The organism is Shewanella holmiensis (genome assembly GCF_025370255.1).
GTDB classification, from domain to species: domain Bacteria; phylum Pseudomonadota; class Gammaproteobacteria; order Enterobacterales; family Shewanellaceae; genus Shewanella; species Shewanella holmiensis.
The window spans coordinates 21,108-42,816 of record NZ_JAMTCD010000012.1 but is presented as its reverse complement, the minus strand read 5'-3'; the positions used below and the strand labels follow the sequence as shown (position 1 = coordinate 42,816).

The 21,709-nt window shown below is 40.9% G+C and carries 14 protein-coding genes and 1 pseudogene; 8 read left to right on the top strand and 7 right to left on the bottom strand.

Going from position 1 to position 21,709, the window contains the following annotated elements; translation table 11 throughout:
• The first annotated feature begins 2 nt into the window (after window positions 1–2).
• Together bioH and NE535_RS10580 are read left to right on the top strand one after the other, a co-directional pair.
• Window positions 3–788: a pimeloyl-ACP methyl ester esterase BioH gene (gene bioH, locus NE535_RS10585; RefSeq protein ID WP_261298612.1), complete on the top strand. Its 786-nt coding sequence runs from the start codon at window positions 3–5 to the stop codon at window positions 786–788.
• A gap of 110 nt (window positions 789–898) precedes the next feature.
• On the top strand, window positions 899–1,342 hold the full coding sequence (locus NE535_RS10580; RefSeq protein WP_261298611.1) for a hypothetical protein: 444 nt from the start codon (window positions 899–901) through the stop codon (window positions 1,340–1,342).
• A gap of 6 nt (window positions 1,343–1,348) precedes the next feature.
• Here the strand turns inward: NE535_RS10580 and NE535_RS10575 are convergent, their stop codons facing one another.
• The 3 genes from NE535_RS10575 to NE535_RS10565 form a co-directional block, all read right to left on the bottom strand.
• Window positions 1,349–3,358 (bottom strand): LTA synthase family protein, encoded by a 2,010-nt coding sequence (locus NE535_RS10575; protein WP_261298610.1) that lies wholly within the window; start codon window positions 3,356–3,358, stop codon window positions 1,349–1,351.
• A 455-nt stretch (window positions 3,359–3,813) separates the two neighbouring features.
• Window positions 3,814–5,478, bottom strand: coding sequence for a phosphoethanolamine transferase (locus NE535_RS10570; protein ID WP_261298609.1), 1,665 nt, complete (start codon window positions 5,476–5,478; stop codon window positions 3,814–3,816).
• A gap of 343 nt (window positions 5,479–5,821) precedes the next feature.
• Window positions 5,822–8,161 (bottom strand): Tex family protein, encoded by a 2,340-nt coding sequence (locus tag NE535_RS10565; protein ID WP_261298608.1) that lies wholly within the window; start codon window positions 8,159–8,161, stop codon window positions 5,822–5,824.
• Between the two features lie 189 nt (window positions 8,162–8,350).
• Between NE535_RS10565 and NE535_RS10560 the strand changes: the two genes are divergently transcribed.
• On the top strand, window positions 8,351–11,395 hold the full coding sequence (locus NE535_RS10560; protein WP_261298607.1) for a bacteriohemerythrin: 3,045 nt from the start codon (window positions 8,351–8,353) through the stop codon (window positions 11,393–11,395).
• A gap of 16 nt (window positions 11,396–11,411) precedes the next feature.
• On the opposite strand, the gene NE535_RS10555 is transcribed toward NE535_RS10560, so the two are convergent.
• Entirely contained in the window at window positions 11,412–11,981 is a 570-nt protein-coding gene (locus tag NE535_RS10555) for a cytochrome b/b6 domain-containing protein (protein WP_261298606.1), read from the bottom strand.
• A 244-nt stretch (window positions 11,982–12,225) separates the two neighbouring features.
• Here NE535_RS10555 and NE535_RS10550 point away from each other — a divergent pair, with 244 nt between their 5' ends.
• Together NE535_RS10550 and NE535_RS10545 are read left to right on the top strand one after the other, a co-directional pair.
• On the top strand, window positions 12,226–13,509 hold the full coding sequence (locus NE535_RS10550; protein ID WP_261298605.1) for a sensor histidine kinase: 1,284 nt from the start codon (window positions 12,226–12,228) through the stop codon (window positions 13,507–13,509).
• Entirely contained in the window at window positions 13,502–14,041 is a 540-nt protein-coding gene (locus tag NE535_RS10545; protein ID WP_261298604.1) for a response regulator transcription factor, read from the top strand. The genes NE535_RS10550 and NE535_RS10545 overlap by 8 nt, the downstream gene beginning before the upstream one ends.
• 195 nt (window positions 14,042–14,236) lie before the next feature.
• On the opposite strand, the gene NE535_RS10540 is transcribed toward NE535_RS10545, so the two are convergent.
• Window positions 14,237–16,285, bottom strand: a complete 2,049-nt coding sequence (locus NE535_RS10540; RefSeq protein WP_261298603.1) for a TonB-dependent receptor plug domain-containing protein — start codon at window positions 16,283–16,285, stop codon at window positions 14,237–14,239.
• Between the two features lie 270 nt (window positions 16,286–16,555).
• Window positions 16,556–16,930 carry a transcription elongation factor GreB gene (gene greB / locus NE535_RS10535; RefSeq protein ID WP_261298602.1) on the bottom strand — a complete coding sequence of 125 codons (375 nt, stop codon included), beginning with the start codon at window positions 16,928–16,930 and terminating at the stop codon, window positions 16,556–16,558.
• 481 nt (window positions 16,931–17,411) lie between these two features.
• On the opposite strand from greB (NE535_RS10535), the pseudogene gmtZ reads away from it, so the two are divergent.
• The 3 genes and pseudogenes from gmtZ to greB (NE535_RS10520) form a co-directional block, all read left to right on the top strand.
• Window positions 17,412–19,805, top strand: a pseudogene (gene gmtZ, locus NE535_RS10530) (gamma-mobile-trio integrase GmtZ); the annotation flags it as partial.
• Between the two features lies 1 nt (window position 19,806).
• Window positions 19,807–20,427: a gamma-mobile-trio protein GmtX gene (gmtX, locus tag NE535_RS10525; RefSeq protein ID WP_261298601.1), complete on the top strand. Its 621-nt coding sequence runs from the start codon at window positions 19,807–19,809 to the stop codon at window positions 20,425–20,427.
• A 20-nt stretch (window positions 20,428–20,447) separates the two neighbouring features.
• Window positions 20,448–20,942, top strand: coding sequence for a transcription elongation factor GreB (greB, locus tag NE535_RS10520; protein WP_261298600.1), 495 nt, complete (start codon window positions 20,448–20,450; stop codon window positions 20,940–20,942).
• A gap of 188 nt (window positions 20,943–21,130) precedes the next feature.
• Here greB (NE535_RS10520) and NE535_RS10515 read toward each other — a convergent pair whose 3' ends face one another.
• A complete protein-coding gene (locus tag NE535_RS10515; RefSeq protein ID WP_261298599.1) occupies window positions 21,131–21,253 on the bottom strand; it encodes a hypothetical protein in 123 nt (40 codons plus the stop codon).
• Between the last annotated feature and the right edge of the window lie 456 nt (window positions 21,254–21,709).

Sequence of the window (21,709 nt, the reverse complement as noted above, 5' to 3'; positions counted from 1 at the left end):
ATTTGACCTACCCTAAACTGCATATCAATACCATAGGTAATGGCCAAGATATCGTGTTGCTACACGGTTGGGGGGTAAATGGTGCGGTATTTGAACCGTTAAAACAGGCACTAAGTCAGTATAGAGTGCATTACGTTGACTTGCCCGGTTTTGGTGACAGCCCGATAATTAAAGGTGACATTTCAGACTGGGCCTCTGCGCTAATTCAGCAGCTGCCAAATAATGCAATTTGGTTAGGCTGGTCTCTAGGCGGTCTTGTCGCCACTCAAATTGCGTTAAATTTTCCCGATAAAATAAAAGCCCTGATCACTGTAGCTTCATCCCCCTGTTTTATGGAACATTTGGCTGAGACACCTCACCCTTGGCCAGGTATTGCGCCGCAAGTATTAGAACAATTTTCCAGCCAGCTACACCAAAACCTACCAAAAACCGTAGAGCGTTTTTTGGCGATTCAGGCAATGGGCAGTGAGACCGCTAAAACGGATATCCTCAAAATAAAGTCATTGGTATTGGCAAAACCGTTACCGTGCGAGACGAGTTTGCAACAGGGTTTAGATATGCTGGCTGAAGTTGATTTACGATCTCAGCTGCCCAATATCACGCAGCCCTGGTTAAGAGTTTGGGGGAAATTAGATGGATTAGTGCCACGGAAAGCAGTAAACATGCTGGTAAAAAATACAAATGTGGAAGATATTATTTTAGCCAAAGCATCACATGCACCGTTTATTTCACATACTAGCTTATTTATCGAGCACATAAATCACTGGCTCAACACGCTTAAGCCCTAATTTCACTTTCACAACCTGATACAATTGGCTATAATTCAAACATATTGTCGGTAACGCATCCATCTTTCGATGTTGTATTTATGCATAAATACTGACTAAGGTGATTGACTATGTTGATTAATTCCCACTATCCACAGGTACCTTTAGCAACCAGTAATGTTGCGACGGATCTTGCACGAGTGGATAATCAACAAAAGCCGCCAATCATTCCTCCGCAACAACCCACCAAAAATCATCCTGAACGCGCCTATAATCCACAAAATGAGCGTACACCAGCGTATAAAATTGTTGAGCAAAAGCAGCAACAAGGTTCCAGCAATCAGCAGCAAACCGCTCAACAAGCGCCGCAGAGCCAACCCGTAAGAGTCATTGCCAGCAATTCACCGACAATTCAGCGTAAAGACATTCGCATCAAGCTGCCTACCTCTACACAAACAAAAACCACGGCGCCGCATAATAAAAAAGCAGCAAATCATGCCTCAACACAAGATGCTGCTTATTTTCAATTGGTGCGCCAGCATGTTAGCCAATACTATGGCCAACACAAAACCTAACAATACTTAACGCACTTCTGTCACAGCTTCTCGCTTAGGCAAACTAAACCAGTGCTGATTATAAGCCGCACTGCCCCATAAGGCCCAACCTAAGGCATTTTCAGCCTGTTGAGTATCAAGCTCACGTGACGTTAATGTTTCTTTGCTAAAGTCATACACAAAGCTCTTTGCTGCTTGCTCGGGTTGCAATATGGTGACGTTTTTGCCTTCTAAAAGAGCAAAGTTTTTATCATACTGCATCAACGCTCTTCCCTGCCAATCTGAGGCTTGCTGGGTTAAATCTCGGCCCAACATAGGGTAACTGCCTGATATTCCAATCATAGATAATAAGGTTGGCGCCATATCGATTTGACTAACCACCCTAGGATCGCGCTTGGCCTCAACACCACCCCCCAAAATTAGCCCTGGAATTCTAAAGCGTGAAATCGGCACTAAGCTAGCCCCTCCTACACGACTGTCATGATCCGCAACCACCAGAAACAGTGTATCGTTCCAATAATCCGCTTTTTGGGCTTTCTTGAAAAACTCACCTACAGCGTAATCAGCATATTTGACCGCATTGTGCATGGTGTATTGCGGCTGTTCATACAGTTCAATGCGGTTATCAGGAAACTCATATGGATCATGGTTACTAGAGCTAAAAACTAAACTAAAGAACGGTTTTCCCTGTTTGTGCATCTCAGTAAATTCATCATGAGCCCTGAATAATAGATCTTCATCAGAAACCCCCCAAGATGCCACAAACGCTGGGCTTTTATAGTCGTCTTGGTCGATAATTTGGCTAAAGCCATTACCTAAAAAGAAACTGCGCATGTTATCAAAATGGCTCTCACCACCATAAATAAACTGGGTTAAGTAGCCCTGACGTTTCAATAATTCAGCGATAGTAAAAAAGTTAGTTTGGCTTTTACCTAACTTCACTACTGCCCTTGCAGGTGTAGGGGTAAACCCCGTGGTGATGGCTTCAATACCCCGCACTGAACGGGTCCCTGTAGCATAAAGATTTTCAAAAAACCAACCTTGAGATGACAGCTCATCGATACTCGGGGTTAAGGGTAATCCACCCAAACTGCCGACAAACCTTGCCCCTAGACTCTCCTGTAAAATAATCACCAAATTTTTAGGCTTACCTTGATAAGTGGCTTGGTTAAAGGTCAGACTTGGAAATTCATTAGAGGTAAATGCCTCTACAGAGCGGCCACTTTGCTGGCGAATGATATCGATTATTTTCTGCTGTTCTAACTTACCGTAGACTTTAGAGGCGTCCTGTTCATTGCCCATTTGCTTAATCGCAAATGTTAATGAGTAGCTTGAATTTAGCAGTAATGAATTGACTAAAGGATCATCTGAAAACGCCACCAATGAGGGGTTTAATGGACGATGTCCAAGAGAGGAACGCGCACCTAAAATGGTGATACAAATAACAATAACCGCAAGCACCGGACGCCAATACCAACGGGGGAATCTAACATTACGAGTGAAATACCCAGATAACCGCCAACCACCAATTAACGTAGTAACAGAAACAACTAAAGCTAATAACAGCTCTAATTTTCTGCCAGCCCACAACATTGACAGTACTTCTTTAGGATAAATCAAATATTCGACATATAAGCGATTAGGCCTTAACCCATATTCTTGAATAAATGATGGTGTAGAAATTTCAAGAAAAACAATCAGCCATAAACCTAGCGTTAACCAAATACGTAACAATACGGTCCACAATTTACCAATAGCATGCTTGCCTGATAATAATGCTGTGCCTAAGCCTGCAAGACCTAATAACCAACAAAGGGTTGCAAAATCAACACGCAACCCTTGCAAAATAATATGTGACCAACCTTGTGCATCATTCACTCGCTCTATTTGCCACAATGACAACCCTAAGCGGCTAACTGTGGTTACTGCTAAAATGATTAATGCGAATATGATAATAGCTTTCAAGCTATGATGCTGATTTGGGATACCTGTGGATTTGATGTAGTCGGTATTCGACCGAAGGGAAAATAATCCCATAAATGACTCCAGTATTTCATTGTTATTATTTGTTTGTGTATTACAACACAGGATGCGTTATGGCGATGTTAGCATGGCTGTGCCTTTAATCATGATTTTATGCTTCTCTTGAGTCATTAACTCTCTTTTATACTTATCAATCAATTGAATAATCTAATCTTTTATTAGACGTTAAAATCCAAATTAGGTTCAACTATCTTCTTATAAATATCACATTTACATAACCTTAACTGTCAACTGCAATGATGACACTGAAAAACTAAACGTGATGCAATAAAATTCTCCGACACAAAACGAAAATCAAATTGATTTACTTGGGCTATTTTATTGGCACTTTCCATGCCTAAACAATAAAGATGCTGACTGTTTTTCTGTTTGGTATAACGGCAGAGTCGAGCGTTCCCAATCTGCACTTTGAGAAAAAATTCACACCTCAACTCAACATAATTGCTCTATTAGCTCAGTTTACACTCGTGGCTAATATCCAATAGAGGATTTTTCAAGTGCGTTTCAACACCGTACAAACCTAATAATGTATGGAACAAATTATCATGGGAATGACCGGCTCGAGCAGCTTGTTTGATAATACATTCTCGGCTTAATTGCTTCGCTTGGGTATAGTTTTCAGGTAGCCACATCAACCAGGGCACATAGATCTGCTCGCTTGGAGCGAAAGCGTAAGGGGTACCATGTAGATAAATACCGTTTTCGCCCAATGATTCTCCATGGTCGGATAAATATACCAAGGCGACATGATATTGTTTTGAATATTGCTCTAGTAATGCAATAGTTTTCGCTAAAACGTAATCGGTATAGACTAGGGTATTGTCGTAAACATTGACGATTTCTTCATCGGTACAATTTTCAATATCACCGCGATTACAAGCTGGTGTAAAGCGTTGCATCTCAGCTGGATAACGCTTGAAATAGGTGGGACCGTGACTGCCTATGATATGTAAAGCAACCATTTGGTTAGTCAAAGGCGTCACCGTTTGATTGGTGATTTTGTCGCTCAAAAACGCCGACAGTTTTTCGACTAACATTTCATCATAACAACTCGAACCATCGCAAAAAACCTGAGCTTCAGACGTCGAAATATCTACTTTTGTCAGCCTAGCCGCCACCTCTTTATCACCGCCATCATTTTCAAACCAAACAACATCAACCCCAGCCTGTTTCATCACATCTAAAACATTGTCTTGGGAATTAGCCTGTTCACGCTTGTAATTACTGTGGTTTAGATCTGACATCATACAGGGTAATGAATGCGCTGTTGCTGTACCACACGAAGTAACATCATTGACCTTAATTAATTCTAGCCCTTGCGTATAAGGATTGGTATTTCGTTCATAGCCATAATAAGCCATATTTTTTGCACGGGCGGTTTCCCCCACCACTAACACAAATAAAGTAGGCTTAGTGTCAGATGATGCAACTAACTTGGCATCAGTTGCACGCGCCTTATAAGGTAAGGCTTCGGTAAAATAATTATTATTTAGATACTTAACGGTATTAAAGATATGTGCAGGTATGATCATTTTATTCAAATAATGATGATTGCGGCCAACCGAGACATAATCTTTATAGAAAAATAACCCTACCCCCCCCACCAGTATCAACCCAGTAAATCCTACAGCAACTCGACGCAAAAAAGTGTTAAAGATACTGGTAGTAGGTTTTATTTTAACGAGCCATAAAAAACCAGCCGGCAACACACCAAAAACAAATAAGTACGCTAGCGAACTGATATTGATATAAGAAAACGCTTCACCTGAATGGGTTTCAAAAATGTTTTCCATCATGGCGTAGTCAAACAACACATTGTATTTCAAGGTGGCGTACATTGCCGCAGCAGAGGTGAGCAATAAAAGCGTCATTAGCGGTTTAAAGATAAAACGAGAAGACAATACGCTAAAAATCAGCATAAATAAGCCAGTTAATACAATGGCGGGCGTAAATGAAAAAAAACCGTGTCCTTCTGTAGTTAGCTCGAAAATGCGCTGATTGATAGGAAAATTGATAACGACTGCAAAATACAACGCAGACAAAATAATCAATGTTTCTTTGGTAACTTCAATTGAATTCCAATAAGTTTGTAAACGAGAGATTAATTTCAACATGACATCCAAGGCAAACCATCTTGGCCAGAGCATGACCAATAAATCTTAAGATAAACTTAATAATTCAATTGTTTCACTAGCCAGATAATTTTTATTATTATTTTAGACAGGGAAAACTAACACAGCAACAAACACATGCTGTCCTTTATTAAACAACTATGCCATTGTCACAGACGTTCCCTATCCTCATAAAATGTTGATGGCAAACTCATTTTTAGAAATGTAGCGCTTAAAAGCAGGCGTCAAAATAAGTGAAATGGTCATGTTTTAAATCTACAAAAATAAACTCCGCCGAAGCGAAGTTTATGTTGTCGAAATCATCATTCCGGTTAACTGCAGTGACTTATTTTTTCATTTTGGCAAACGCGTCGGCAAAGGCATTGCCCATTGCGGCATTGGTGGGTGCCTTAGAGCTATTAGCAGGCTTTTGGCCTTTTTTAACCGCTTGTGGCTTTTTAGCTTGCGTATTCTGTTGCGTTTTATTGACCTGGTTTGATGATGGTTGCGGCGTTTCATCAAGACGCATGCTTAAGCTGACTCTGCGGCGCTCAATATCCACTTCCATGACTTTTACCTTCACCACATCTCCCGCTTTTACGACGGTATGAGGATCACTAACAAATTTATCGGTAAGCGATGAGATATGCACTAAACCATCTTGATGCACCCCAACATCGACAAACGCACCAAAGTTAGTCACATTGGTTACCACGCCTTCAAGGATCATCTCAACCTTGAGATCTTTAAGCTCTTCTACACCATCTTTGAAATTTGCGGTTTTAAACTCACCTCGTGGGTCGCGTCCAGGTTTATCGAGTTCAGCAAGAATATCAGTGATTGTCGGCAGACCAAATGATTCTGTGACAAATTGAGCAGCATTGATGCTCTTTAGCAATTCACTATTACCAATTAATTGGCCAACATCGTGTTTTGATGTTGCGGCGATGGCCTCAACTATCGAATAAGCTTCTGGATGCACAGCTGAGCCGTCTAATGGGTTATCACCTTGACGAATACGTAAGAATCCTGCGGCTTGTTCAAACGCTTTTGGGCCAAGACGCGCGACTTTCAACAATTGCTTACGGTTAGTAAATTGCCCATGTTCGTCACGATAATCCACGACGTTTTTGGCGAGGGTTTTATTTAATCCCGCAACCTGCGCTAATAACGGCGCAGATGCCATGTTTAAATCCACACCAACACTGTTTACGCAATCTTCTACCACAGCTTCTAACGATTGAGATAACTGACTTTGACTGACATCATGCTGATATTGCCCAACACCAATGGCTTTAGGTTCAATCTTCACTAATTCAGCTAATGGGTCTTGTAAGCGACGGGCGATTGAAACTGCGCCACGAATAGACACATCAAGATCAGGAAATTCATTCGCGGCAAACTCAGATGCCGAGTACACAGAGGCGCCTGCTTCACTGACCATGACTTTGGTTAAACGTGGATGACTGTCTTTCACCATGGCAATTAACTCGCCCGCTAACTTGTCTGTCTCACGCGAGCCTGTACCGTTACCAATGGCAATGATATCTACCTTATGCATTCCAATCAGGTTCGATAAGGTTTTAATGGATTTATCCCACAGGTTTTGCGGCGCATGGGGGAAAACCGTCGTGTGAGCCACTAACTTGCCTGTGTTATCAACAATAGCCACTTTTACACCGGTGCGAATACCAGGGTCTAATCCCATGGTCGCTTTCGCGCCAGCAGGGGCTGCCATCAATAAATCGCCTAAGTTACGGGCAAAGACTTTAATAGCTTCTTCTTCTGCACTTTCACGCATTTTGGCAATAAATTCGGTTTCCATCTGTAAGGCGATTTTAATCCGCCATGTGGATGTCACGACCGTTTTTAACCATTGATCCACACTCGAATCGGTTAAGTTAAGTTTGAAGTGATCCGCAATAATCACCTCACAATAACTGCCTTGACTTGCTTCAGTGTCAGGATCGGCATTAATGCTTAAACTTAAAATACCTTCATTACGACCACGTAGCATTGCTAAAGCTCGATGAGATGGCACTTTGGTAATCGCTTCACTCTGTTCAAAGTAATCGCGAAATTTTGCACCTTCTTTCTCTTTGCCTTTAATGACTTTACTTTCAAGTACAGCTTGTTGGGTTAAATGTTGACGGATTTTTAGCAGCAACTCAGCATCTTCTGCAAAACGTTCCATAAGAATATATCGCGCGCCATCTTGGACAGCTTTGGCATCGGCAAAACCTGCTTCAGAATCAATAAATTCAGCAGCTTTGGCATCAATATCAAGGGTGCGATCCGCCAGCAAGGCATCAACCAAAGGCTCGATACCCGCCTCTATAGCTATCTGTCCCTTGGTTCTGCGTTTCGGCTTGTAGGGTAAATACAAATCCTCAAGGCGAGTTTTGCTATCAGCGTCATTAATTGCCTTTGCTAAAGCTGGGGTTAACTTACCCTGAGCATCAATGCTCGATAAGATAACTTGGCGGCGGTCGCTCATTTCAGTTAGGTAAGATAAACGAGAATACAGCTGGCGTAGTTGAGTATCGTCTAAGCCGCCGGTTGCTTCTTTACGATATCGAGCAATAAAGGGCACTGTGGCGCCATCATTAAGTAGCGCGATGGTGGCATCAACCTGTTGTTGGCGTACATTCAATTCTTGAGCAAGCAGTTGGGCAATATTTTGCATAGCAGGAGTTATATAGACTTAAATTTTAACATTGGCCCACAATACCACAAACCAACGATAACGTGATATTGCTAGTCATCATTAAGTCCAAGGTTACATCATGAATAAATTGATTTAACGATTCACTACAAAGATTTACTATAGCAACTATACTCATGTTTTAAGGATGAAAAAACACATGGTATTGGTATGACTGAATCAATAGACATTTTTCCTTGGGATGATAATTTTTGCACTGGACTGGCAAAGATTGATCATCAGCATAAAAAGTTAGTCGCAATTTTGAATCGACTTGCCAGTCATGCCGTGTTTGGCAACCAGCAACTCCAGTTAAACACTGTGTTTAAAGAGCTGGTTGATTACACGGTTTACCACTTTAAAACTGAAGAAGATATTTGGCATCAGTATTTATCTGATGATGATGTGGTAGACGATCATAAACTGAGCCACGACATCTTCATACAACAGGTACTTCAGCTACAGTCTGAATTGACCTCAACACCGTCAGATGCATTGCTTGAAAAAACAATCTCATTTTTGACTCAGTGGCTAGCGTCGCATATTTTAGAAAGTGATCGCTACATGGTCGTCTATGTTCTGGCACTTGAAAGTGGTATGAACAAACAAGAAGCTGAAGATTTTACCAAACAAAAAATGCAAGGCTCTACTCGTCATCTCATTAATGTCATTCTCTCCATCTATGCCAGCTTATCTACCAATACCTTGCATCTGATGCGTAAAACCAGATTAAGTGCTGAAATCCAACAGAAGTTAATTCGCAGTGAAAAACGCTTCGAAAAAGCAATGTACTATGCAAAGGTTGGGCATTGGGATCTTGCCAACTTAAACGGGCATTTTCAGTGGTCGGCGCAAATGTATAGCTTAATGGGCATAATAAAAGATGCCTCGCCCACGTTGACGTTATTAGCCGATATCATTCACCCTAAATATCGTTCTAAATTAATGGCATCGATGAAGTCTTGCTATCACAATGGCACCGAACATCATGTGCAATATCAAATCACCCGCCCAAGTGATAACCAAATAAGGTGGATTGAATGTCGTGGAAAGCGGGTTGTGACCGACAATGGCACCATCTCTATTTCAGGATTTGCTCAAGACATAACAGAGTTCAAACAGGCAGAAATTAAGCTTATTGAACAGCAACAACAATTACAATTTATCTCTGATAATTCACCGTTTTACATAGCAAGGTGCGATGAAGCACAAAAATATATTTATGTATCTAAACCTTATGCCGCCTTATTTGGTTTACAACCTGATGATATTGTAGGCCAAACGGTTAAAGAAACAATGGGCGAGATAATATATGGCGAAGTAAAAAACCATATTGACAAGGTACTGTCTGGCACGCCAACCTCTTACGATTTATGCTTATTTTCTAAAGAGTTGCTGGTGCAATATGTGCCTGAGTTTGATGACCAACAAAACGTAGTTGGTTATATCACGGGTATTTCTGATATCACCGAGCGTAAGCAACTTGAACAAAAATTACGTCTTGCGGCAAAGGTGTTCGAATCACAGGAAGGTATTTTTATTACTGATTCCGATAAGAACATTTTGCAAGCCAATTGTGCCTTTAGCAAAATAACCGGTTATCAAGAACAAGATATTATTGGCAAACCGCTGCAGTTATTTAATGGCGATCTTTATGATGAACAATTCTATAACCAGATTTGGGACAAACTGCGCGATGAAGACTGTTGGGAAGGCGAAATCTGGCATCAACATCACAACGGCTCTACATTTCCGGCTTATTTATATGTAGATGCGGTACGTAATGATCAAAACCACATTACTAATTACATAGTCACCATCAACGATATTTCAACCCGCAAAAAAAACGAGCAAAAAATACAACAACTGGCTTTTTATGATCACCTAACTCAACTCCCTAACAGACGCTTATTGTTGGATAGATTAAATCGGGTGATCATTTCTAACAAGCGGCTAAATAAGAATAATGCTTTATTATTTTTGGACATTGATCGCTTCAAAATGCTCAATGACACCTATGGACATGACATGGGAGACCTATTATTAACTTCAATCGCCGAAAGGTTAGCCGAATGCGTGCGTGAAGAAGATACCCTAGCCAGAATTGGTGGTGATGAGTTTGTCATTATTTTAGAAGGATTGAGTGAACAGAGCATTACTGCGGCCTCTCAAACTACCGAGATTTGCCATAAACTCTTAGCGGCCATGAGCCATTCATTTCAACTAAAAAACATTCAATATCATTGCAGTGCAAGCATCGGCGTAGTGTTATTCAATGATCCATCGGCCACCACTTCTGAAATCATGAAACAGGCTGATATCGCCATGTACCAAGCTAAAGTAGCAGGTCGAAACACCATGCGCTTTTTCGACCCCACAATGCAGGAAGAAATTTTAAAACGTGCCAAACTTGAAAATGAATTATTTGAGGCAGTTAAACACAATCATTTTAAATTATTTTACCAAATTCAAGTCAATCACCTACAGCAACCTATTGGAGCTGAAGCCCTTATTCGATGGTTACACCCACAAAAAGGTATCATTACCCCCGTAGAGTTTATTCCCTATGCAGAAGAGTCTGGGCTCATTTTAGCGATTGGTAGCTGGGTAATAGAAACCGCCTGCCAACAACTTAAACAATGGCAAACTCAACCTGCGACCAAAGCAATGACAATTTCCATCAATGTCAGTTCTAAACAATTTCGTCAGCCTGAATTTGTAGATCAAGTAATTGATACAATAAACAAATATGACATCAACCCATCTCGATTAAAAATGGAGCTAACAGAATCATTATTGTTAGATGACATTGGCAATACCATAGTGCAAATGCATGCCTTAGGTAAATTAGGGATTCAGTTTTCGTTAGATGATTTTGGTACCGGCTATTCTTCGCTGCAATACCTTAAAAAATTGCCGCTATACCAATTAAAAATAGACCGCTCGTTCGTGGGTGACTTAATCACAGATAAAAGTGATCAGTCGATTGTAAAAACCATTATTTCAATGGCTGAAAGCCTTGGTTTTTCGGTGATAGCAGAAGGTGTAGAAACCATTGAGCAACAACAGTTTCTTCAACGTGAAGGATGCTTATATTATCAAGGTTACTTATTTGGTAAGCCTGTGCCTATAAAAGAGTTTGAACTGCTTGTTAACGACATACAGGCACAAGATCAGTCAAAAACATCTGGTCCAAAACTCAATCATAGTGCCTAACATGGTTAAATAATCGCTACTCGCCACCAATCATTTTCGATACTAGCCCTTTATCGTGCCCCGCTTCAGCCAGTACAATTCCGGCTAAATGCAGCACAATAAACGGAATGAAATACCACAAGGCTAACTTATGTATCGTTTCAGCCAGCTCTTCGACAGATTCGGGGCCAAACTTAAGCAATAGCCCAGTTATCATAGAAAAAGTCACACCAGCATAAAACAACCAGTATACCCCTGCTTGCATTTTTTGCTGTAAGTTTGCCTGCGGATTAAATGGCGATAAATAATGTAAACCACATTTAGCCATGTAGATAAACCGCGCCGACAAAAATACGCCAACAGCATAGCCAAAATAAATGTGCCACTGAAACATCTCACCACGGATCATTTTGGCAATACTGATTGCTTGTTTATTATCAATAGTGACTGAAATGTTGGTTAAGCCTTGCTGAATAATTGCCGCCATATGGTTTTTCTCCATCCAGCCCAAACGCAAAAATATTGTCAGCAACATCACCAACATTGCAAAGGCTAAGCCCCAGTGAATGATTCGATGAACCAAGGGGAACTCTTGTGATGTTTTCATAATCAACCTCGATGTGATGTAAGTATGTTTAACGCATAATTTGATATCAATTAGCGATATTTTTTAAATAGTGTGCTGACTGAAACTTAAGTAACGCTTATGACATGGATATCAATTCATTAAACCGTAAAATAGCATTATGATGTGAGATATACATAGCATAACGACGAGCATAGACAGCATAATATTAAAAAATCAGCTACAAACTTGTCTTAATTTACAACACATTAACAAGGATACTTTTTTGCCTATCAGCAAACCTATTGGGCTGATTAATCATCATCACACCCACCTTAGATTAATATACCTACTGCTTAAGCTTGGGCTGACTTTTATTGCGGCAGACCTGTTTGGCCTAAGCGCGCCACCCGCCTTGATTTATGTACTCTTTTTTTTTGAAGCGGTTTATGTTGGATTAAGCTCTTGTTTTAAAAATCGTTATCAGCACAATGCACCTTTACTGTTTATGTCATTGGTGATCGATTCCTTGCTATTGGCCGCCTGGCTGTACCTAACCGGTGGGGCGACAAATGCATTTATTTCATTATTATTATTGCCTATCGCCGTTGCTGCTGTGGCATTACCTCAATGGGCACCTTGGGGATTAACGCTGATTTCTACTGCCAGCTACAGCCTGATGATATTTGTTATGCCAGAACACAATATGGGCGATCACACCATGGATATGCGCTCACACTTTCTTGGCATGTGGTTTAACTTTTTAATATCAGCATTAATCGTTACCACCAGCATTGCCTTCATCGCCCGAAAAGTTCGCCAAAAAGAAGCTGAACTCAATATTTTACGAGAAGCCCAATTGCGCCAAGAAAAACTACTCGCACTGGGGACTGCTTCGGCACAAATGGCACACCAGCTTGCCACACCACTGGCAAGCTTGCGTTTATTAGTTGATGAGTTACACGAAAATCAACCTGTCGATGGAGTATTGCCTGATGTAGAACAGGCGTTGTGCCGCTGCGAGCAAACCCTAACAGACCTTCGCACTGCAACTCAGTCAATACGTGAAAACCAGCAAACAAACATAATAATTCCCAACTTAGTCGACACATTAACTCAGCAGATATTGCTATTAATGCCTGAAGTATCGTTAACCACTCAAATAGATATTAACGATAATACAATGTCTCTAAATATGGATACTAACTTACTGCCGGCATTGATGTCGTTAATTGAAAATGCTGCAAGGGCAAGTCACGAAAACAATGCTGATTATCAGGTTGAGTTATCCGCCACTATTGATAATCAATACTGTTGTCTTAGTATTCGTGATTTTGGTAACGGGATCTCAGCAGATTTAATTGCCCAGATTGGTGAAAATATTATTCACGATGCAAAAGGCATGGGAGTGTCGTTATTATTGAGCCATGCCAGTTTAGAAAGGTTGGGGGGAAGTTTGATCCTGCATCAGCATTCTGATGGCGGCACTGTAGCGAAAGTGCTATTACCGTTAAAACAAGCACCAACAACATTTTCTTCAACTGTATCGACAAAAAATAGCCATGGATAAATTACTGATCATTGAAGACGACACCACACTCGCCAACATTCTTAATCGGCGCATGAGTCAACATGGTTTTGAATGCCATGTCGCCCATGATGCAACTCAGGGATTATTATTAGCAAGGCAGCATTTACCCAGCCACATTCTGCTGGATATGAAACTTGAGCACAGTAACAGTCTCAACTTAGTTAAACCATTACGGCAATTGCTACCTAAAGCCACGCTGGTTTTTCTTACCGGTTATGCCAGCATTGCCACTGCCGTTGAGGCTATTCGCCTAGGAGCCGATAACTACTTATCAAAACCCGTTGATACTCAAACATTGCTCAAAGCGCTCGACAAAAAGCACCTTGATATTGCAGATGAAGTGATAGCAGAGCCCCCCATTACCCCCCAACGCTTAGAGTGGGAACATTTGCAACAAGTGTTACAAGCCAATAATGGCAATGTGTCGGAAACAGCAAGGCAATTGGGCATGCATCGACGTACTTTACAGCGCAAGCTATTAAAAAAACCGACATCACTAAAGTGTTCTTAGAAGAAAATATGATCTATAACGTCAACATCAATATCGCCGACTATATCAAGTTATGCCTATTTGAAGATGACCAGATATCACTAAACACATCAGCAAAAATCAATAAATGTCAGTGATGAGATAAAAAAGCCCACTTTCACTTTTAGCAGAGATGTGAAAGTGGGACGTCATCGACGAAGGGTGGTACGACTTACACTAAAAGTGGTACTCCCCAGAGAGCCAAGCCTGCATTCCCAGTCCAAACATGCGCTCTCCAGGAAGAATTTCACTGCCCATCACCCGGTTATATCCCGCTAAATGATCTTGATACTCGGTATCAAACACATTGTTAACCCCGGCTTTCACGCGCCAAGACTTTGCTTCATATCCCACCAACATATTCACAACAGCATAACCCGATGTGCGTTGTTCAAGCTGGCTAACCGAGACTTTATCTTGTGCGGCCATTGCTAAGGTTTCTAAACGCGCAAACCAAGAATTTGACTCATAATTTAAGCCAACATTGATATTAGCCGGCGCAATACGATATAAATTATCGTCGATATCACGGCGCTCGCCTGACACATAGCTAGCAACCATATCGATTGAGACTTGCGTACTAAATGCATATGTTGCGTTAATATCCATGCCCATCAAATCAGCATCAACATTGGCAAACTGCATTGGATTTGCATCACCCATCATTGCAGTTACCGCTAATACAACCGGATCTGTTGCTTCAATACCTTGAATATAATCATCAATTCGATGGTAAAAAATCCTTGGGTTTATAGAAAAATTACCACTATGGTAGGCATTTCCTAGCTCAATTTGATATGCGGTTTCAAGATCTAAATCCATCTGACCCACATAGGTTTTGCCATCAGCTAAGCCACCTGTCGACTGCATAGGCAACCAAAGATAACGCTGCTGATAAGACGCACTTGCTTGTTTTCGTGCTAATCCGACAATCCAAGTCAGCTCATCATTCACTTGATAGCGTGCATCAAATACAAAGTCGACTCCGGTTTGTGACTGGCTTTTATCCGCTTCATTAAAGCGTGTCATCAATAGGTTAATCGCTGGTTTATTGGCCGCCATAGAATGGTGTACATTTTCAGCATCGGTTTGATATTGCTTAAGCCGAGCACCTACATTGAGCTGCCATTGATTAATGTGCTTGTCCCATTGTGCATAGACGCTATAACGGTCGTCGCGAACACCATTGAAGTTTCCAATGCTAAACATGGACTGTTCAGGGGTGGTTATGACCGAATCATGCTTGGCCATTTGCATATCTAGGCCGACTTGCCAGTCATCTTTGGTGAAGGCTAACGCGCCATCCCAACTGGTAGAATCGGCATTGTTGTAGCGTGCTGACATTGAAGGCATAAGCATGCGCTTGCTAAAATTATCCATTCCATGACGAGCATCTGAATAGGCTAAATGCCAGTCAAGTTGCCACTCAGCAAACAGGTGCACCCCCTGACTATTGATGTGATCGGTACGAATGAAATTGATATCCATTGGCAATGCTGGTGTGCCTGCATCTGTAGTTTCTAAATATTGATAACCTATCCCGATAAATTCCTCTTGGCTAAGCGAATCAGTTAAATTGAATTTATATTGGCCTCCAAACATCTGCTTTTGATAGTCCGTCGGCATAATGTGTTTGCCATTACCAGTTATGACATCTTCATTGCCTTTTAAGATATCGGTATATACCAGCAAGGCATGGTCTTTATTAGCAAGATTGGCTTTCGCACCAAAGCTGCCACGCTGGCCGTTATCTTGATATTGAGCCGCCACTTTGCCATCAACAACATCAAATTCCGCGCTCGACTCAACCACGTTTACACTGCCACCCAAAGTATCTATGCCCGATGATACTGGAGCAATACCACGCGATAAATCAACGCGTTCAGTCATGATCAGGCTGGCATAACTTAACGGAGTATCCATTGCATTAGGGCCTGCGCCAGCTAATTTGACACCGTTAATTTGGGTATTCACTCTATCGCCTGATAATCCGCGATATTGCACAATACCAGTTAATGGTCCATTGCCATTGATTGATGCCCCTGGCAGCACCTCGAATAAATCACCCACATCAATTTTGGCAGGCAATGCTTTATCCGTGGCAGAGACAACTGAGTGATTATCACTATGATGAATAGTGATAATTTCCATTTCATTTGCAAAAGCATGGTTACCAGCAAGAATTGCAGCTACGACGAGGGTTAGGATGGAACACTTTACGATCATGTTGTTATTTTTAATGGGTAAATTGTGACGCAATTGTGCCTGCAATTACTCATAAATAACAAAAGCTAAAGTGGAAACTGCGACAAGGTGTCGCAGTCTAAGGCTATGATTTGATAGGGAGCTTGCTTTGAACAACAGCACACTGACGCATAGCCTATAGGCCATATGTGATAAAGCCGGTCAACTTATACTGTTCTAGGCTGAAAATTGACTATATTTAAACTTAATTTTTATTGAGCAATACGCTTAGTAAACTTAACTCTGCTTAAGTTAGGTTTGCTCAGGCAAATGGTAGAATATCTTGTTAATGTACCAGCACTTTTCACCCTCAGGCGTGCTGACCACAGCCTCATCATCAACTTGTTTTTTCAACAGTGCGCGCGCCATCGGAGAATCAATTGAGATGTAACCTTTGCGGCCAAAAATTTCATCGTAACCCACAATGCGAAAGGTAAGTTGTTGACCGTCATCATTTTCAACTTCAACCCAAGCACCAAAGAAGACCTTACCCTCTTGCTCTGGGGCATAATCAACTATTTTTAAGTTCTCGATAGACTTACGTAAGTATCTGACTCTGCGGTCAATTTCACGAAGACGCTTTTTGTTGTATAAAACTAAGTACCTCTCGAATCGTACTAATATCATTTACTATTTGAATTTATTGAGTAAAAAAATAGTGCATATACTTTTATAAATGTACTATTTTCACGTTCAGCTCTTAAAACCATCACAGAACTAAGAATAGTTTTCAGCTCCATAACCATAAAAGTGGTTATGGAGACATCTATGGAAATAGGGCTCCAATCGTTTATTGTTACAAGCGGTTTGAGACAGTTTACTTCCAATTAATCATATCGATTAAGGGCGTTTTCGCCTCCTTGGCTACTCATTTAATTTAGGATGAAGTTGGATGGCTACCCTTCGGATTTTTTTACATGTCTTTTGGCGAGTGAGATTTCTGCACAAGGTTTTATGAACGATGAATCCGCTATTTTCTGTCAATCGTGAAATCACTATTTAGTCTATCTCTATAATGAGCAGAAAAGATTGACGGCCTTGTTCTTACCACAAAAAAACATGTAATCCATCAAGCGGTAAAAGATGCTATCAAGTCCGATATTTTGAGCCTAAATGGAAACCATGGGGTGATTTGATAACCGAGTTTTTGAAAACAGCAAAAGGTGGAGATACAAAAGTCAAAGATCTGTGTGAATTTGTACGAGAATACATTGAACCCAACAATTTCGAAATATCTCCACTTGATTACCTCACTCGCGGCAAAACAAATATTCAACCCATGCTCGAGCTATTTGAATTAGTACCTATTACTCGAAAGAAAAAATGGCTGTTTTCCATCAATGAATTTTTAGATTGGCTCATCGTAAAATTCTTGACCATCGAAGATGAAGATACTGGTGAAGTATCTCGTATAAAGGGAGCAAAAAACCCATTTTCTCACATCAATTTTGATGGTGAACAAATACCAGTTTCACTTAATGAAACCAACAAATTGGCATTGCCTTATCAATTTGTAAAAAGCGCTCGAGAATGGATATTCCCCCAGGGAAATTTTGAAAAGATCGGTTATTCAGAACTTCATCATCTACATAAATTTTCGGCCGATTGGGTACAAGTTGATGACTCCTTAGAAATTAACCCATCAGATCCTGACTGCGTTACCAAAGTTGAAGGGGGGAAAACGTATCTTTGGCTCCCTATCTATTGGACCTATACCTATGCATTAATGCAATTACCTGCAAGAGGAAGGCAAATTGTTTATTGCGACTCTGGGGAAGCAGACCCCGAAGTGCCAGATTTTCAGATTGGTAAAATAACCTGGTCGCCAAATAGAAACAAATTGGCAGGTTTAACCAACAGACAAGGCATGATAAACAAAACTCGAGATGGCGATTTCGGTGTTTACTATACCTCTAACAAAACAAGTTTCGACGGCAAAGGCTATGCCATTCCATTTATGCCCATTGAGTTAGCGTGTTGGCTAATCAAATTAAGAAAATGGCAAGAGAAATACAACCCCATTGAGAAGCCGACTGAGTGGCTAGAATGCACTAGAACTAATTTGAACGAATTCCAAAGGAAACAAAAGGGGCACAACTGCTTCTTATTTCGTGACTTTCAAGAAAATGAACCAGGCACATTTGGTGGAAGATTGGCTTCTAGACTTGCGGCAGCGATATTTTTTTCATCTGACGACCAGCTCGTTTCTGCTTCCTACGCAGGGCAAAACTTTCACGAGTGTGCGTCTGAACTAAAACAACAGCAATCAATTGCCCTTGCACCATTTAAATCCGCCTACACACCACACTCTATGCGCGTAAGCCTGATTAATGCCTACGCTTATGAATTTGGCATGCCTATTGAAGTCATAATGAAACTGGTCGGTCATTCTTCAATCATCATGTCTATTTACTACATGAAGAGCGATAAGACAGGAGCAAATATTCGAGAGAAAATCACTCTTGGAGAAAAGCAGGCATTAAATAAAGCAGCAGATACACTAAAAAGTTTTATTGAATCCCAACGAATTGAACAATGTAAGAGCCAACTCATCGCTAACAATACTGAGTTTTTATCAACCATCGATAATGCTAGACCTGCATCGAGTTATCTTTTCAGAGACTTTGGCATTTGTCCTGTTGGTGGGGGGTTTTGTAACGAGGGGGGAGCTGCCGTCGCGATGAAAGCCAATATTTATCATCCTGTTACTGCCGGCTATCTCGGGGAGCAAAACTGTATACAGTGTAGGTTTTTTGTCACTGGCCCTGCATTTATGATGGGACTGGCTGCTATATTTAACGAATTGTGTTTGGCGATTAATACACAATCTCAACGTTATAGCCATTTAGAGAAAGAGCTCGACGATACTGTAACTAAGATAGAAATACTCTCACATCAAATATATCAGCAGAAAGCACAAAGTACTCAAACGTCTATGCTGGAAGGTGAAAAGCTTAAACTTCAATCTGAACGACGAAAACTGAACTCAGAAATTGAAGTCAAAGCCAAAAAAATGGATTTATACATGAGTGATATGAACGCCCTTCATAAACACTTACTAAGCTGTCAAGCTATCATTAATAAAGACTCATCATCTGAAGATACAAAGCTACAACTCATTGTACCTAGAGACTTTTCTGTTAGTTTTGAAATCAGTGAAGTTAGTGGATTTCAACAACTATCTGAAGTATGTGAAAACGCAGAGCTTTACCACAGTTGCACAGATGAACAAGCTGTGACAAGAAGGAGTCAAGCTCTTGATAAGATGTTGGTGAAGAACGGTATTATCCCCCATTTTTTGCATTTAAACGAAGCTGAACAACTTGTAGTGGGTAACCAAATGACTCAATTGATGCTCTCAAGGCTAAAAAGCTGGGAAAAAATCGACCGGCTTATCGATGGTGATTTGACTTTAAATGATTTTGAAGATAGCGAGCGAATTTCTAAGAACGAATTAAAACAACTTTTTATGGGGTCAACACCTCTTAAACTGGTCGAATAATATGACTGAAACATCTCCTGAAATCGTCTTGAAACAGCTAAAATCTGAGGTTTCAGAGCGAGTACAACACTCTCTGCAAGCTATATATCAAATTTGCATAGAGCAGCAACAAAGGGGCCTGAATGAATTTAGCTATGCGACAATTGCTCGGCTTGGTAAAGGGCGAGGAGTCCCAGCTGCACAAAGCATTCGAAACAAAACAGGTGAAGCCTATCGCACTTTAATATCAAGCTTTGCCAACCAATCCCCCAACTCTTCAAAGAGTAATAAACCAAGCTATGGCAAAAGTTATGCTTGGATAGATGAACTTAAAGATCCAGTTGTTAAACTACAGGCAAGGATCTTGTACTCACAAAAAATTACTGCCGAACGGGCCGTCAATGAGATCGCTCCAATCAACCAGGTAATAGAGATCTTTGATGGAAGATCGTCTGATCTTCTCACAAAAAGGCTAACAGGCCTTGAGCGAGAAGCTCTTGAGTACCTGTTGTCTGATGAATTTAGACGGCGGAATCAATTGGAGGTGGGGCAGCATGGCAGTATAGTATCTGGCAATAATAACGAGCCCTTTTTACCTGTCGCAACGATAGATGCTATAAAAAAGGCTTTACAGTACCTCTAGATAAATCTGTAGGACGGACCTTGAAAACTAACTTGATAACCCGCGAGGGCTTCGACAAGCTAAATGCAGAACTTAACCATCTTTGGCGTGAATACAGGCCTGAAATAACGAAGAAAGTAGCATGGGCAGCGAGTCTTGGTGATCGCTCGGAGAATGCTGATTACAAGGAAAACAAGAGATTACTTAGGCAGATTGATTCGCGTGTGCGTTATCTGAGAAAACGCATTGAAGCTGTGAAGGTTGTCGAATATTCCCCGCAACAAGATGGAAAAGTATTCTTCGGAGCTTGGGTACAAATCGAAAATGACGCAGGCGAAATAAAGAGCTTCCGTATAGTTGGCCCTGACGAGATCTATGGTAGAAATGACTATATTTCGATCGATGCGCCAATGGCCCGTGCTTTGCTGAAAAAAGAAGTAGATGACGAAGTTGTGGTCAGTACACCATTAGGTGAGCATACCTGGTACGTAAATTCAATTTCCTACAAAAATCCTCAAAAAGAGAATGTAAAATAGAAAAATCTTTTAAAAACAAAATATTGATGACTACCAGCGGGTGAAATCCTAATCATCGAAATACGCAGCTCGCGGATTTGGGTGACTTCTCAGCGTGACTCCAGTATCAGAAATACCGAAAGTTCTATATCAGAAAAATGGTGATGAATTCTTTGCTATTTGTGGACAAATACACGGTGAACTCACCCTCAAGAAGGGAAATCCCTAACCGTTAACCAAGGTTTGTAGTCAGCATGCTGGCCACTACCTCGATCTTCCTTTATCCACTTGGCAAATTGCTGCTCTGAACCGCCCTTTAATGGTGAAGCCATAAAAAAACCACCGATTGTAGTGCTCAACTAAATTTGGCCACAACAGTTTAACAGCAAGTGTAGTGATGTATAAATTTTTCATTTCTACTTTAAGGTAAAAACATAAATTTCGAATTTAAGCTAAAAAAACAGAGCATTGAAATTCAACTTTGTATGGTTCTAGTTACCTCATGTAACCAAGTTACACCTCTAAATAGCCTATTCTCTGCATCAACGGGAATAACATTGATCCGGTCACGAAACTGAAGTGATATTCTTAGGCGCTTAATAAGGCGCCTTTTCTGTTCTTCAGCTGTGCCATCAGTTTCTAGGCACACCCAATATAAGGACTTTTCTTTTTCCTCAATCAATTTTCGGAATAATCCATTGATATGACTGTCGTCTATGTTAAATCCATAGCCTACGACAACTATGGCTTCACATTCCGAATATTGGTCAAAGCTGGCGGTTCTTACT

What these genes read in the sequence shown, in the direction of transcription:
- NE535_RS10555 (WP_261298606.1), bottom strand. Translation starts at nt 11,981, where the DNA reads ATGAAAACATCACAAGAGTTCCCCTTGGTTCATCGAATCATTCACTGG.
- NE535_RS10540 (WP_261298603.1), bottom strand. Translation starts at nt 16,285, where the DNA reads ATGATCGTAAAGTGTTCCATCCTAACCCTCGTCGTAGCTGCAATTCTT.
- NE535_RS10580 (WP_261298611.1), top strand. Translation starts at nt 899, where the DNA reads ATGTTGATTAATTCCCACTATCCACAGGTACCTTTAGCAACCAGTAAT.
- NE535_RS10575 (WP_261298610.1), bottom strand. Translation starts at nt 3,358, where the DNA reads ATGGGATTATTTTCCCTTCGGTCGAATACCGACTACATCAAATCCACA.
- NE535_RS10515 (WP_261298599.1), bottom strand. Translation starts at nt 21,253, where the DNA reads ATGGCTTCACCATTAAAGGGCGGTTCAGAGCAGCAATTTGCCAAGTGG.
- NE535_RS10560 (WP_261298607.1), top strand. Translation starts at nt 8,351, where the DNA reads ATGACTGAATCAATAGACATTTTTCCTTGGGATGATAATTTTTGCACT.
- gmtX (WP_261298601.1), top strand. Translation starts at nt 19,807, where the DNA reads ATGACTGAAACATCTCCTGAAATCGTCTTGAAACAGCTAAAATCTGAG.
- greB (WP_261298602.1), bottom strand. Translation starts at nt 16,930, where the DNA reads ATGATATTAGTACGATTCGAGAGGTACTTAGTTTTATACAACAAAAAG.
- NE535_RS10565 (WP_261298608.1), bottom strand. Translation starts at nt 8,161, where the DNA reads ATGCAAAATATTGCCCAACTGCTTGCTCAAGAATTGAATGTACGCCAA.
- NE535_RS10570 (WP_261298609.1), bottom strand. Translation starts at nt 5,478, where the DNA reads ATGTTGAAATTAATCTCTCGTTTACAAACTTATTGGAATTCAATTGAA.
- NE535_RS10545 (WP_261298604.1), top strand. Translation starts at nt 13,502, where the DNA reads ATGGATAAATTACTGATCATTGAAGACGACACCACACTCGCCAACATT.